Source organism: Microbispora sp. CA-102843 (assembly GCF_050936215.1).
Classification (GTDB): Bacteria; Actinomycetota; Actinomycetes; order Streptosporangiales; family Streptosporangiaceae; genus Microbispora.
Genome location: NZ_JBNJNF010000001.1, coordinates 5920055 through 5933696 on the forward strand (window position 1 = coordinate 5920055; position 13642 = coordinate 5933696).

Annotated in this window: 11 protein-coding genes; 1 reads left to right on the forward strand and 10 read right to left on the reverse strand. The window is 70.8% G+C overall.

Features of this window, described 5'->3' with window-relative positions:
* Positions 1 to 47 precede the first annotated feature (47 nt).
* The 9 genes from ACQEVJ_RS27425 to ACQEVJ_RS27465 all read right to left on the reverse strand — a co-directional run bounded on the left by ACQEVJ_RS27425 (position 48) and on the right by ACQEVJ_RS27465 (position 11288).
* The gene (locus tag ACQEVJ_RS27425; RefSeq protein ID WP_433105851.1) at positions 48 to 1577 is read right to left on the reverse strand and encodes an ABC transporter substrate-binding protein; all 1530 of its coding nucleotides are present in this window, start codon (positions 1575 to 1577) and stop codon (positions 48 to 50) included.
* A gap of 157 nt (positions 1578 to 1734) precedes the next feature.
* Positions 1735 to 2820 carry an NAD(P)H-dependent amine dehydrogenase family protein gene (locus tag ACQEVJ_RS27430; RefSeq protein WP_433105853.1) on the reverse strand — a complete coding sequence of 362 codons (1086 nt, stop codon included), beginning with the start codon at positions 2818 to 2820 and terminating at the stop codon, positions 1735 to 1737.
* 2 nt (positions 2821 to 2822) lie between these two features.
* Positions 2823 to 3623 carry an SDR family oxidoreductase gene (locus ACQEVJ_RS27435; protein WP_433105855.1) on the reverse strand — a complete coding sequence of 267 codons (801 nt, stop codon included), beginning with the start codon at positions 3621 to 3623 and terminating at the stop codon, positions 2823 to 2825.
* A gap of 25 nt (positions 3624 to 3648) precedes the next feature.
* A complete protein-coding gene (locus ACQEVJ_RS27440; protein ID WP_433105857.1) occupies positions 3649 to 4839 on the reverse strand; it encodes an acyl-CoA dehydrogenase family protein in 1191 nt (396 codons plus the stop codon).
* Positions 4836 to 6359: a class I adenylate-forming enzyme family protein gene (locus tag ACQEVJ_RS27445; protein ID WP_433105859.1), complete on the reverse strand. Its 1524-nt coding sequence runs from the start codon at positions 6357 to 6359 to the stop codon at positions 4836 to 4838. The genes ACQEVJ_RS27440 and ACQEVJ_RS27445 overlap by 4 nt, the downstream gene beginning before the upstream one ends.
* On the reverse strand, positions 6356 to 7543 hold the full coding sequence (locus tag ACQEVJ_RS27450) for an alpha/beta fold hydrolase (protein WP_433105861.1): 1188 nt from the start codon (positions 7541 to 7543) through the stop codon (positions 6356 to 6358). Before ACQEVJ_RS27450 ends, ACQEVJ_RS27445 begins: the two co-directional genes overlap by 4 nt.
* A complete protein-coding gene (locus ACQEVJ_RS27455; RefSeq protein WP_433105863.1) occupies positions 7540 to 8649 on the reverse strand; it encodes a homogentisate 1,2-dioxygenase in 1110 nt (369 codons plus the stop codon). Before ACQEVJ_RS27455 ends, ACQEVJ_RS27450 begins: the two co-directional genes overlap by 4 nt.
* A gap of 11 nt (positions 8650 to 8660) precedes the next feature.
* Complete coding sequence (locus ACQEVJ_RS27460) at positions 8661 to 9893, reverse strand: acyl-CoA dehydrogenase family protein (protein ID WP_433105865.1); 1233 nt, start codon at positions 9891 to 9893, stop codon at positions 8661 to 8663.
* A gap of 12 nt (positions 9894 to 9905) precedes the next feature.
* The gene (locus tag ACQEVJ_RS27465) at positions 9906 to 11288 is read right to left on the reverse strand and encodes a 4-hydroxyphenylacetate 3-hydroxylase N-terminal domain-containing protein (protein ID WP_433105867.1); all 1383 of its coding nucleotides are present in this window, start codon (positions 11286 to 11288) and stop codon (positions 9906 to 9908) included.
* Positions 11289 to 11460: 172 nt separating this feature from the next.
* On the opposite strand from ACQEVJ_RS27465, the gene ACQEVJ_RS27470 reads away from it, so the two are divergent.
* Entirely contained in the window at positions 11461 to 12069 is a 609-nt protein-coding gene (locus ACQEVJ_RS27470; RefSeq protein WP_433105869.1) for a TetR/AcrR family transcriptional regulator, read from the forward strand.
* On the opposite strand, the gene ACQEVJ_RS27475 is transcribed toward ACQEVJ_RS27470, so the two are convergent.
* Positions 12066 to 13571, reverse strand: a complete 1506-nt coding sequence (locus ACQEVJ_RS27475; protein ID WP_433105871.1) for a class I adenylate-forming enzyme family protein — start codon at positions 13569 to 13571, stop codon at positions 12066 to 12068. The two genes, ACQEVJ_RS27470 and ACQEVJ_RS27475, sit on opposite strands and share 4 nt — an antisense overlap.
* Positions 13572 to 13642: the final 71 nt, after the last annotated feature.

Sequence of the window (13642 nt, forward strand, 5' to 3'; positions counted from 1 at the left end):
CCGTCCGGCGGACCGGACGACTCCCCCCGGACATCGGACGCACCCGGTCAGCCCTTGACGCCGCGGAACGTCGGGAAGGCTTGGGACCAGGGGTTCTGCCAGCCGGTGACCGCGGGCGACACCGCGTAGCCGGACTTGACGCTCAGGATGGGCACCATCTGGAATCCGTCCATGACGGCGACCGAGAGCTTCTTGTAGATCTCGTCGCGCTTGGCCTGGTCGGTCTCCCGCACGGCCTCGGCGGCCAGCTTCACCACCTCGTCGTTGGTGTAGCCGCCGGGGTTGTACAGCCCCTTCGGCAGGACGTACCGGGCGACGGTGGCGGAGGGATCAAAGGTGTTGCCGCTGGCCCCGACCGCCATCGCGACGCTCTTCTCGGCGGTGAACTTGCCGACCACCTGGGGCGGCGCGACCGGGCTGACGGAGGCCTTCAGCCCGATGCTGTTCATCTGCTCCTGCACCACGGAGGCGAGCTGCTCCATGATCTGGTTGCCTGCGACGGTGACGATCTCCACGCTCGCCCCCGTCGCTCCCGCCTCCTGGATCAGCTTCTTGGCCTTGTCCAGGTCGTACGGCACCGCCTTGAGGCCGAATTCCTTGTCGTACTGGGTGGTGCCGGCGGCGAAGAACTGGCCGGTCGGCTCGCACTGGCCCTGGAACAGCCCCGTGCAGACCGCCTGGCGGTCCACCGCCAGGTTGACCGCTTCCCGGACGCGGGGGTCGTCGAACGGTTTCGTCTCGGTGTTGAAGGAGAAGGAGAAGTTCTCCGTGCCGTAGGCGCGGTCCACCTTGTAGCCGGCGTCCTGCGCGGCCTTGGCCATCTGCTCCGGGATGACCGTGACGTCCAGGTCGCCGGTGCGGATGGCGTTCAGCTTCGCGTCGTCGGTCAGGTAGTTGAGCTCCAGCGTCTCGCTGGCCGCCGCCTGGGAGTCCCAGTACTTCGGGTTCCTCTTGTAGACGACCCGGTTCGGCTGCACGGTCTGCAGGGTGAAGGGGCCGATGCCCACCGACTGCCGCGTCAGATCCGTGCCGTCGGCGACGGCCTTGTCGGAGATCATCATCCCGGCGGGTCCGGCGAGCGTGCGCGGAAGGTCTCCCACACCGGCCTCGTGACGGAACCGCACCATCGACGGCCCGGACTCCTCGACGGTCACGCCGGCCAGCTCGGCCGCGTTGGTGCTCTGCTTCAGCGTCTGCGAGCGCTGCACGTTGGCGATGACGGTCTTGGGGGTGAACGCGGTCCCGTCGGGGAAGGTCAGCCCCTCGCGCAGGGTCATGTCCAGATAGGGACCCTTGTCGTCCTCACCGGTCTCCCACTTGGTGGCGAGCATCGGCTGGATGCTGTGATCCGGCGCGAGGTAGGTGAGCGAGTCGTACAACGGCTGGGTGTAGACCACCATCTGCCGTACGGGGATGAGGTCCGGGTCCAGGGTCGTGTCCGCCAGGACGGCGCCGAACTTCAGCACGCCGTCCGCGCCGGACCCCGTGGTCGCGGCCCCGCCCCCCGAGCCGCCGCCGCAGGCCGAGACCAGGCCCAATCCCATGGCGGCGGCCATAACCGCCAAGTGCTTTTTCATGTGGGAGCCCACCCTTCCGCGGGACACACGTCCCGGAAGCAGAGTGTGAGAAATTTCTGAAACTGACTTTATCCTCAGAATCTCGGCCCGGACAAGGCTTTGACGGCAGGCATCGGATAACGGAAAAAGCACTGGTTGACGGCGGCGGCGCGGCGCGTCAGCGCGGCAGGGGCGCGGGGCGCCACGGCGCGAACGTGGGAAGCACCAGGATCCCCGGAGGCGCCGCGCAGACCTCCTCGATCGCCTGGACGACCGGTCCCGCTACCGCGTACTGCATCGCCTTGGACCTGTCCGGGTAGCCCTCGGGGTCGTCCAGGCCGACCTGGATTTTGAGCTTGGGGGCGCCGTCGATCGTGATCGTCCAGCCGTCCTCGCCCTGGAAGTCCGGCTGGTCGTCGTCGGCCCGCCAGTCCATCTGAATGGTCAGGAACCGGCCGGCCTCGGTGTTGGCGTGCCAGCGCCAGCGGGCGCAGGAGACGGTGCCCTTGGGGATCGTGCCCACGACGATGTGCACGTCCTCCTTGGCCACCGCGATCTCATGGTCCTCCTCGACCGAGACGAATTCCACGTTCAGCGCGTGCGACACGTACCCGGTGATCTCGCCGAAGAGCTCGGTGAAGAACGCGGCGCGGCCCGCGGTCGCCTCCTTGAACCGCTCGGGGGTCATCCCGAATCCGCACAGTTCGTAGATGAATCCCGGTGAGATGACCGGCGAGCAGTCGTAGACCTCGCGGAAGTGGATGTGCCTGACGTCGGTGCACATGGTGGTGGCGGTGACGGCCAGGCGCTCGGTGATCAGGCCCGGGTTGACGCCCGTGCCGAACAGCGTGGCGCCTCCCTCGAGAGCGGCCTGCCTCAGGCTGGCGGTGTGCTCCGGCTCCGCCTTGCCGGTGTTCCCCGGGGTGATCGGCCACGGGTAGGTGAAGGCGACCGTCGTGATGACGTTCTTGCCCGAGCGCAGCAGCCGGACCAGGTCGTCCACGTGCTGGCCGGGTGACTCGCCGTTGAGCGGGGTGTGCAGGACGACGTCGGCGTCCAGGGCGAGGATGTCCTCGATGTCCTTGGTCGCGGTCACGCCGATCGGCCGGCGTCTGAGGATCTCTCCGGCGTCCCGGCCGGCCTTGTCGTCGCTGTAGGTCAGCAGGCCGACCAGTTCCATGCCGGGCCGGTCGATCACGTGGCGCCCGCAGACCCGCCCGATGGCGCCGGTGGCCCACTGCACCACCCGATAGCTTCGCGACACTCTCACTGCCCTTCTTCCGTTGTCCGCCGAGATTTGGAGCGCCGCCCGAGTTGCACCGAGGCGCCCCCGTCGAGGTTGACCGTCTCGCCGGTCATCCAGCTCGATTCGGGACCGATGAGGAAGGCCGCCAGCGACGCGACGTCGTCCGGCTCGCCCAGGCGTCCCATCGGGCTGCGCGCTCTCATGAGGGGCTCGGCCGTCTCCCACACCGCCCGCGTCCCCGGCGTGCGGATCAACCCGGGGGCAATCGCGTTCACCCGTACCCGTGGGCCGAGTTCGGCGGCGAGCATGCGGGTGAGATGGTGCAGGGCGGCCTTGCTCACGTTGTACAGGCCCATGTTGGCCTGCAGCGACACGCCGCCGAGCGAGCCGACGTTCAGCACGACCCCGCCGTGCTCGGACATCCACGACCGGTACGCCTGCCGGACGAGTCGCAGCGGAGCCGCCACGTTGACCTCCCACACCCGTGAGACGGCCTCGTCGTCGTAGTCCAGGAGCCGCCCGGGAGGGGGCACGTAGGCGGCGTTGTTCACCAGCACGTCCAGGCGGCCGAAGTGCTCCAGCGCCGCCTCGACGCAGATCCGCTCCACGCCCGGCCCGCCCGCGTCCACGACGACGGGCCGGGCGACGGCCGTACCGAGCTCCGCGGCCAGGGCCGCCAGCGGCTCGCGGCGCCGCGCGGTGACGACCACCCGGGCGCCCTCGGCGGCGCACCGGGTGGCGATCGCACGGCCGATCCCCTCCGAGGCGCCGGTGACCAGGGCCACCTTGCCCGACAGCGGCCCTTCCCGCTGAACCGTCATGACGCCGCCGAGGAGCCGGGCCCGGTCACGCCCGCCCGCCGGAGCCGCCCACGAGCCCGGCGTCGCTCGCCTGCCCGGGCGTAGCGGCGGTGAGCAGCGACAGGCATCCGGCCGTCGCGGCGGCGTCCCGCAGCCGCGACGGCTGCCCGTCGAGCGCCGCGGCCGCCCTCGCCCGCCTGAAGTACAGGTGGGCGTCGTGCTCCCAGGTGAACCCGATCCCTCCGTGCACCAGGACGAGGGCGTCGGCCGCCGCGGTGAACGCCTCGGACGCCTCGGCCTTGGCCAGCAGGACGAGCTGGTGCGCCTGCTCGTGGTCGCCCGCGTCGACCGCCCTGGCGGCGGCGAGCACGAGTGCCCGCGCCGCCGTGACGGCGATCGCGACCTCGGCGCAGCGGTGCTGGATCGCCTGGTACGCGCCGATCGGCTGGCCGAACTGACTGCGGATCTTCGCGTACTCGACCATGTGGCCGAGACAACCCTGGGCTCCGCCGACCTGCTCCGCGGCGAGCAGCAGCCGGGCGACGTCGCCGAGGCGGGCGACCGCCGAGGCGTCGCCGGGCGTGGTCATCGGCACGGCCGGAGCCCTGTCGAGGTAAAGGTCGGCCGGCCGCGCGGTGAGGTCGACGGCCCGGACCGGCCCGCGGGTGACGAGGGCGCGCCCGTCCGCGTGGGAGCCGAGCGGCACCAGGACGACGGCGGGGCCCTGCGGTCCAGCGGCGACCATGAGCAGCGCATCCGCGGTCATACCGTGGGTGACCTGCCGCACCACGCCGGACACGCGTCCCTCCGGATCCAGCGCCGGCAGTGGCCCCTGCGACGCGAACGCCTGCGGCATGCCGACGATCACGGTGCCGGACAGCACCCCCGCCGCGTGTCCGAGCAGGTCCTCGCCCATCGGGCCGTCCAAGCCGAGCGCCCAGGCCGCGAGCACCGAGGCGCGCAGCGGCCCCGGGTACAGGCAGGCCCCCGCCTCCTCGGCCGCCGCGACCACGTGCTCCAGGCCGAGACCCAGCCCGTCGGCCGCCTCTGGCGCGGCCATGCCGATCAGGCCGACCTCTTCGGCGAGAGTGCGCCAGCGCCCGCGGTCGAACCCCGCCTCGTCGACGTCCGCGGCGCCGTCACGGAGCGACCGGGCCTCGTCCAGCCCGGGGTGGTCCGCGAAGTACGACCGCACCGCCGACCTGACCTCGTCGGGACTCAGCAGATCGTCGCTCACGCCCCCGCCTCCCCGTCCGCGTCGCCGAGCTTCGCCCGGACGATCTTTCCCGTCGCTGTCCTCGGCAGCGCGGGCAGGAAACTCACGGTCTTGGGCACCTTGTATCCCGGCAGGTACGTCCGGCAGTGGTCCGTGACGGCCCGCTCCGTCAGCCCGTCCTCGCGGGCGACCACGACGGCGCACACCCGCTGCCCCCACAGCTCGTCCGGCGCGCCGTACACCGCGCACTCCAGGACCTCGGGCATCTGGTCGATGACGTTCTCCACCTCGCCCGGGTGGACGTTCATCCCGCCGGTCACGATCATGTGGTCGGACCGGCCCTCGACGTACACGTAACCGTCCTCGTCGACATGCCCGACGTCACGGGTGTTGAGCCAGCCGTCGGCCAGGACCTCGCGGGTGGCGTCGTCCCTGCCGATGTAGCCGCGCATCATGTACGGGGAGCGGAAGTACAGCTCGCCGGAGACTCCCGGCGGCAGCTCGGCACCGGAGCCAGGCTCGCGCACGCTCAGCTCGACACCGGGGGTGAGACGGCCCGCCGACGACAGCCGGCCGGCGTGCTCCGGATCGAGCCGGTGGTCCTCCGGCGGAAGGCAGGTGACCGGGCTGCCCGCCTCGGTCATGCCGTAGATCTGGCAGAGCTCGCAGCCCAGCACGTCAATGGCCTCCTTCAGCAGGCTCATCGTGATCGGAGACGCGCCGTAGGCGATGTGCCGGAGGTGGGGAAGCTTCCTCGGGTGCTCCTTCAGGTTGTCGACGATCGCCCGGAGCAGGGTGGGCACGAGCACCGCGTGCGTGATCCCGTGCTCGGCGAACGCGTCAACGATCGCCGCCGGTCCGGCCTCGGCGATGTAGACCTGGGTGGTGCCGTACCGCAGGCCGTACTGGACCCAGGTCGCCCCGGCGAGATGGAACACCGGCGGCACGATCAGCTGCCGCGACTCGGAGCCGAAACGGTGCACCGTCCGGTTGGCCACCCCCAGCTCGTTGGCCATGCGGGTCAGCGGGACCGCCTTGGGCACGCCGGTCGAGCCCGAGGTGAAGAAGACGATGGCCTCGTCGCCGGGCTCGGGTTCGAGGGTCTCGCCGGGCGCGTCGTCCGGCCACAGCCTCTCGCCGGCCGCCGAATGCGTGGTGAGCCCGGACGCGACCTCCGCTCCGCGCTCGGCGAACCCGGGACCGGAGATCAGGTGGGTCAGCCCCACGAACCCGATCGCCTCGCGCTGGCCGGCGGCGGGGAGCCGCCAGTTCAGCCCCACCAGGGAGGCGCGCCTGCGCCATGCGGCGAGGAGGACGACCGTGAAGGCGGCGTCGTTGCCGCCCAGCCATCCGACCCGCGACCCCGGCCCGACCCCGTGGCCGGCCAGGTGTCCGGCGCAGCGGTCCGCCGCCTCGTCGAGCTCGCGCCAGTTCAGGGACAGCCGCGGGCTCACTACCGCGAGCGCGTCCGGCCGCGTGCGGGCGTGCTCGCGAACGGCCTCGTCGATCGTGCGCACCGGCCAGTTGCGGTGTTGCGTCATAGCGATCCCGCCCAGCCTCGCTTCGCCATCCAGTCGGTGATCACGCCCACCGCTTCGGCGAGGTGCGGACGCTGGTCCCTGCCGGAGTAGTAGTGCGTGGCGCCCTGGACCGTGTGGAGGGTCCTGTCCGGATGGCCGACCGCGTCGTACAGACGATTGGTGTGACTCGGCGTGCACGCGTCGTCCGCCGAGTTGCCGATGACCAGCGCGGGCACACGCAGGTCGGCCGCGCAGCGGACGCCGTCGGCGTACGCGTCGTCGTAGCTCCACTGTGACAGCCAGCTCCGCAGCGTGCTGAAGCGGGCCAGGCCGACCGGCCCCATGTTCACGATCCGGGGATCGCCCAGGTAGCAGGTGCCCGGCACCCGGTCGTTGGGGTCCAGGGCGGGGTCCAGCCAGCGCGGGTCGGCCATCGTGCCGTGGGTGACGAAACCGCGTTCCTCCAGCCCGCGCCCGGACGAGCGCAGGTCCTCCAGCGTCTCCTTGACCCAGGCGGTGATCCGCCGGTTCCTGGCGATCTGCGCCTCCCGGTAACGGGCGACGAACTCCGGGGTGTAGGGCGGCTGGTTCGGGTTCGCCGGGTCGTAAAGGTCGAGCTCGGGATCGCGCTTGCCGGGATCGCTCTCGTCCAGGATCGACGCGTCCAGCCACTCGGTGAGCGTGCCGTGCCGGCTGACGTGCGCCGCCAGCAGCATGACCCCGTCGGCGGGCTGGAGGTCGAGCGCGGTGAGGTCCGGCGGTTCGCCCGCCGGGGTCCGCGTGACGGTGGGCGACTGGGCCTGCTGCTGGTAGTACAGGGACAGCGAGCCGCCCCCGCTCCAGCCGGCGAGGACGACGTTGCGGTACCCGAGCCGTTCGCGGGCGTCGCGGACGCAGGCGCCGAGGTCCTGGACGACCTTCTCCATGATGAGCGCGCTGTCCACGCCGCGGTACCGGCTGTTGCAGTAGATGACGTGGTGACCGGCCCTGGGCAGGGCGTTGCTCATCGGCAGGTAGGCGCCGCCCCCGATCGGGTGCATGAAGACGATGACCGTGTCGGACGGGAGGTTCTTGGGCCGGAGCAGGTAGCTCTCCAGCACGACGTCCTCCCCGACGCCGCCGTACGTGTCGCGGTAGGCCGATTCGTCCCGGAACAGCACCAGGTAGGGGATGCGTTCGTACTCGAAGCGATCGGCGGCGGTCATGCCTGCGCCTCCGCGGGGACCTCGACCTGGGCGGCGGCCAGCAGCACCTCGCTGGGCGTCAGCCGGCGCCGGCTGTCGATCGAGATGACCTTCCACTCGACCCGGGTGTCGACGTCGTGCCGTCGCCGCGAGCGCTCGCGCGCGCGTTCCGGCACCCCGTGGTGCACGCCCTGCGGGGCGTGGGAGATCAGGCCCGCGGGCATGTCCACGCCGAACACGCTGCCGCCGTGGTAGAAGGCGACCTCATCGTAGTCGACGTTGCGGTGGTACCAGGGCATCCGCTCGGCCCCCCGGACCGACTCCACCGGGCGAGGCAGGAAGTGCATCACGTACACCCCGGTGGCCTGCATGAACAGGTGGACCGTCGGTGGCAGGTGGACGCTCTCCGACGTGATCACGTCGTAGTCCTCGATGTTGAACGTGAACGGGAAGTTGTCGCCCTTCCAGCCCTCCGCGTCCAGCGGGTGATGCGGGTAGAACAGCGACGTCCGCCCCCCGGCGTGACGGAGGCGGACCTCGTACTCCTCGAGCACCGGCTCCTCGAACGCCTCCGCCTCCGGAACCGTGACGAGCGAGGAGTCGTAGGGGAAGTGCCTGCCCAGCACACCCGCCGGGGGAACCCGGAACTCCTCCGTCGCCTCGATGACGAGCATGTGCCCGTCGTCCTCCGGCACCTGCCGGTAGGTGGTGGACTTGGGCAGGTAGACGTAGTCGCCGGGCCTGTAGGGGAGGCGGCCGAACTCCGTCTCGAAGTGGCCGCGCCCGCGGTGCACGAACCAGAGCTCGTCGCCGTCGATGTTGCGCTCGTAGAAGGGCGCGGCCGCCCGCCGCCGGCTGAGCGAGATGCGACAGTCCTCGTTGCTGAACAGCAGCATCGGCCCGCCTTCCGGATCCCGCAGGTCGCCGGGCTCGAGGTCGCCCGTCTGGGCGTCCAGCGGGCGCAGGTCGCCCTCGACGCGATAGGCGGTCGGATCGTTGCGCCGGTAGAGGTGAGCGGTGCGTCCGGTGAACCCGGACCTGCCCATCTCGTCGTCCTTGAGCCCGTCGAGATCGCGGTGGACCTGGCGTGGCGTGCGTCCCTTGCGCAGCTGGATGAAGGATTCCACTGCAGTGTCCTTTACTTCCGTGTCGTTTCGCGTCCGGCGGGCTTGGGCGGCCGGGGCAGGCCGAGGCCACGCTGGGCGATGATGTTGAGCTGGATCTCGTCCGTGCCGCCCGCGATGTGCAGGGCCGGCGCTCCGAGCACGAACTCCGACCACGCGTAGGTGTCCCACCCGCCGTCGTCGGTGAAGGCGCGCTCACCCAGGACCGAGCCCGCGAGCTCGGCGATCCGGTCGACCGCCCTCGTCATGAGCAGCTTGAGCACGGAACCCGACACGGGCCCCAGTCCGTGGCTCCAGGATCCGTCCGGGAGCTCGGCCGCGGCCCGCATCGCGACGATCGAGGCCACGGTCCGCGCGATCTCCTGGCGGTGCACCGGATCGGCGACGGCGTCCAGCCGCGTGACCAGGGCGGCCAGCCGCTGCAGCACGTACGGGCTGACCGGGCCGTCGTCCCCGCTCATGGAGTCGCGCTCGCTGCCCAGGCTGGTGGCGGCGACCCGCCAGCCCTCCCCCACGGCTCCGATGCGGTTCGCGTCGGGAACGCGCACGCCGTCGAGGAAGACCTCGTTGAACGCGGCTCCGCCGGTCATCTGGCGGATGGGCCGTACGGTCACCCCCGGCGCGCGCATGTCCACCAGGAACATGCTCAGCCCCTCGTGCTTGGGCGCGTCGGGGTCCGTGCGGACCAGGGCCTCGCCGACATCGGCCAGGTGTCCCATGGAGGTCCACACCTTCTGGCCGGTGAGGATCCAGTCGGCGCCGTCCCGGACGGCTCGCGTGGCGACGCCGGCCAGGTCGGAGCCGGCGCTCGGCTCGGAGAAGAGCTGGCAGCCGATGATGTCCGCGCGCATGAGCGCGGGCAGCGTCCGCGACCGGAGCGAGGGGGAGCCGTGCCGGTCGATCGCCGGGGCCACGATGTGCAGGCCGACGAACAGCACCTCCCTGGACGGGAATCCCAGTTCGGCGAGCAGATCGTCGAGAACCTGGTCGTGCTCCCGGCTCAGGCCGCGCCCGCCGCAGTCGGGCGGGCCGCTCGGCCAGGCGAACCCGGCGTCGAACAGCCGGGCCTGCAGCTCCCGGGCCTGCTTGACCTGCAGCTCGTGGCCCTCCCCCAGCTCCTCGACCGCGGCGATGCGGTCGGATTCGCGCTGGTCGGCCTCACGGGCGCCCTCGGCGGCGATCGAGCGCAGGAACGCGCCCGCCTCCTCGCGGAATGCCTCCGGGCTGGGAGCGCTCGGGTTGTTCACGGTGCGGTCCCCTCAGTCCTTCGAGAGCCCGGCCAGCTTGAGGGCCAGCGCCTTGGCGTCGTCCATCGGGTAGTGCTTGCGCGCGACGAGCCGCTGGGCGTAAAGACCGCCTCCGGACTGGATCATGGTGACCAGCTGCCAGCCGCCGTACGCGTCGGCCGTGAAGTCGCGGATCGCGTGGAACAGACGGGTGCGATACTCGCCGTCGCCCACTTCCTTGCCCGCCATGTACTTCTTTATGAAGGGCCCGACCTCGTCGTGCTCGACGTCCGCGATCGAGGGGGCGGTGACGATGGAGCCGCCGCCGATGTCGTGCAGGTGGCGGATCATCAGGCTGAACTCGGCCGCGCCGTAGTGCTTGGCCGCGTTGGTGAACAGCTCGCTCGGGAAGTACCAGCCCTCCGGGCTCGCCTCGGCGTTCGCGATGGCGGCCTCCAGGCCGGCCCGCACGAGCGTCGCGTAGATGACCATTTCGGCGATCTTCTCGCGGATGTGCGAGACGCGCTCGGTGCCGTTCGCCTCGGCGACGAGCTGCGCCAGGCCCACCAGCGTGTCGCCGTACTCGGCAAGGTGCGCGGTCCCGCCCAGGCGCTCCCAGAGCCCGAGCGAATGGGCGAACGTCGCCGAGTGCTCGGTCTCACCGGCCAGGAACACCCGCTCGTTCGGGACGAAGACGTCGTCGAGGATGACGAAGCCCTCGGGCATGTTGTGCCGGGAACTGACCGGGAAGTCCGCCGCCCGGTCGCGGGGCGCGTAGTTCGTGTTCACGATCTTGACGCCCGGGGCGTTCACCGGGATGGCGCAGGCGACCGCCCAGTCCTCCTCACCCGGCTTCATCTTCTTGGTCGGCATCACCACCAGCTCATGACTCACCGCCGCCGAGGAGATGTGCAGCTTCGCCCCTCGCACGACGATGCCGTCCGGCCGCCGCTCGACGATCCGCGTGTAGCTGTCGGGGTCGCCCTGCCCGCTCGGGGGCCGCATGCGGTCCCCCTTGGCGTCCGTGATCGCTTGCACGCAGCGCAGGTCGTTGTCCCGGCAGTACTCGAAGTAGGCCTCGATCCGCCGGGCGTACTCCTCGCTCTTCGGGCGGATCCGCGCGGCGGCGGTGAGCAGCGCGAGCAGGCCCTGGGAGGTGGTCACCGTCACCATGTCCCAGCCCAGCAGCAGCTCCAGCAGGTCCTTCAGCTCCTCGCGGCTGCGAGGGATCATGAAGTACGGCCCCTGGGCGTCGGCACCGGGGCGGTGGTGCCTCTCGTATCCCCCGGCCACCAGGTCGAGCGCCGTGGCGAACTGCGGGTGGGTCGCGAGGTCCTTGACCTCCTCCCCGTCGGCGAAGATCCGCCTGCCGTCGTTCAGCGAGGCGAGATACTCGCCCCCCGTCATCATCGCCATCGTGCATCCCCTCGGATCGCGCGCACCTTCACATCGCCTAGAATTCTGATGCTAAATTCAGTTTTAGTCAATGGTAGTCGAGCGGAACAGATCCCGGTGCATGAACATCTAGACTCGGGTCCGCCGCCAGGTAGACGGTTCGCCAGTGAATGAGAGACGGAGGAAACCGGCCATGCCAGCCACGCCGAAGGGACGGCGCACCGAGGCCGCGTTCTTGGAAGCCGCCCGGCAGGTCTTCGCGGAGAAGGGCTACTTCAACGCGAAGATCTCGGACATCGCGCAGGCTGCCGGCAAGTCGCCAGGGTCCTTCTACAACTACTACGAGAACAAGGAGGAACTGCTCGAAGGGCTCCTCGAGCAGTTCTCGACGGAAGTTCTCGAGGAGTCGCTGAAGAGCCAGACCGACGACCCTCTCGGCGGGATCCGCGGGGCCGTGCGGGCGTACTGGACCACCTACCGCAAGTACCTGGCGGAGATGGTGGGGGTCTTCCAGATGTCGATGACGGACCCGGTCTTCGCCGACCGCTGGCGGGAGAACCGGGCGGCCGGCATCCGGGCGGTGCTCGCGGGGATCAAGCACGCCGAGAAGGCGGGGTACCGGGTCGGCCTCGATCCCAGCGCGCTCGCGTCCGCGATCGTCTCGCTGCTGGAGTCCTACTGCTGGACGTGGATGGCCGCCGGCGGCGACGCGAACGTGGATCCGCCCGACGACGAGACCTCGATCGAGACGCTCAGCGCGATCTGGTACCGAACCCTCTACTTCCGTCACGAGCCCGGTTAGGACCCCGCCGCCTCCCCGGCGGTCTCCTCCACCAGCCGCAGCCGGAAGATCTTCCCCGCGGCGGTGCGCGGCAGATCGGAGACGATTCTGATCAGTTTGGGCACCTTGTAGCCGGCGAGGTGCCTGCGGCAGTGGTCCCGTATGTCGTCGGGGCCGGCGTGCGGCGCCCGGAGCACGACCGAGGCGCACACCATCTGACCCCAGTGCTCGTCGGGTACGGCGTAGACCGCGCAGTCCGCGACCTCGGGCATCTGAGCGATCACGTTCTCCACCTCGGCCGGGTGGACGTTCTCACCACCCGTCACGATCATGTCGTCCGATCGGCCCTGGACGTACAGGTAACCGTCGGCGTCGACGTAGCCGACATCGCGGGTGTTGAGCCATCCGTCGACGAACACCCGCCGGGTGGCCTCCTCGTCGTTCAGGTATCCGTCCGCCACGCTGGGCCCGCGGAACCAGAGCTCCCCCGGCTCGCCTCGCGGCACCTCGGCGCCGGTCACCAGGTCACGGACACTCAACTCGACCCCGCGGCCGGGCCGGCCGGCCGAAGCGAGCCGCCCGGCGTGCTCACCGTCGAGCACGTGGTCCTCCGCCGCGAGGAAGCACACCCCGCCGCCGGCCTCGGTCATGCCGTAGACCTGGCTGAACTCGCACCCGAGCGCCTCGATCGCCTCGGTCAGCAGTGCCCGGCTGATCGAGGAGGCGCCGTAGCCCACATGCTCCAGTCTGGGCAGCGGCACGGGCTCCTCCCCGAGCCGGCCGAGGATGGCCCTCATCAGGGTCGGCACGAGGATGACATGGGTGATCTCGTGTTCCACGAGCGCCCGGACCAGTCCGGCCGGAGTGGCGTCGGCGGTGAACACGTGCGTCGCGCCGACCGCCAGTCCGTACTGGACCCAGGTCCCGCCGGCCGCGTGAAACGCCGGCGGTACGATCAGCAGCCGGGATCCCGGGCGGAAGTGGTGCACGTCCGCGTTGGGGATGGCGCAGTTCACCGCACGGTGGGTCAGTCCGACCGCCTTGGGTGTTCCCGTGGTGCCGGAAGTGAAGTAGACCACCGCCAGGTCGCCGGGCCGCGGGGCGAGCACCCCGGCGACCGGAAGGTCCGGCCACGCAGGTGCCTCCTGGTCGAGCACGGTGTACGCGCCCTCGGGCATGATCTGCCGTGCGACGTCGGCGAACTCGGCGCCGGCGATCAGGTGCGTCAGCGCGACCGACTCGGCGGCGGCGCGGAGTCCGGCGACGGGCAGCCGCCAGTTCAGTCCGACATGCGCGGCCCTCCGTCGCCAGGCGCCGAGCAGGGTCACCGGGTGGCCGATGTCGTTCTGGCCCAGCCAGCCCACCCGGTCGCCCGGTCCGGCACCGTGCCGGGCCAGCAGCGCGGCGGTCCGGTCCGCGGCTTTGTCGAGTTCGCGCCACGTCAGGGTGAGCGCCGGGCCGACGAAGGCGACGTTGTCCGGACGGGCCGCCGCGTGGTGGCGGACGGCCTCATCGACACTCATGGCCTCTTCTGCGCTGTTGTCTTTCATTTTTGTCTCACCACGCTCTGGCACCAGGGCCAGTCCTCGATCCG

Bases quoted from the DNA above. Each gene is read 5' to 3' on its own strand.
- ACQEVJ_RS27425 (WP_433105851.1), bottom strand. From the start codon at position 1,577: ATGAAAAAGCACTTGGCGGTTATGGCCGCCGCCATGGGATTGGGCCTG.
- ACQEVJ_RS27445 (WP_433105859.1), bottom strand. From the start codon at position 6,359: ATGACGCAACACCGCAACTGGCCGGTGCGCACGATCGACGAGGCCGTT.
- ACQEVJ_RS27465 (WP_433105867.1), bottom strand. From the start codon at position 11,288: ATGGCGATGATGACGGGGGGCGAGTATCTCGCCTCGCTGAACGACGGC.
- ACQEVJ_RS27470 (WP_433105869.1), top strand. From the start codon at position 11,461: ATGCCAGCCACGCCGAAGGGACGGCGCACCGAGGCCGCGTTCTTGGAA.
- ACQEVJ_RS27475 (WP_433105871.1), bottom strand. From the start codon at position 13,571: ATGAGTGTCGATGAGGCCGTCCGCCACCACGCGGCGGCCCGTCCGGAC.
- ACQEVJ_RS27435 (WP_433105855.1), bottom strand. From the start codon at position 3,623: ATGACGGTTCAGCGGGAAGGGCCGCTGTCGGGCAAGGTGGCCCTGGTC.
- ACQEVJ_RS27450 (WP_433105861.1), bottom strand. From the start codon at position 7,543: ATGACCGCCGCCGATCGCTTCGAGTACGAACGCATCCCCTACCTGGTG.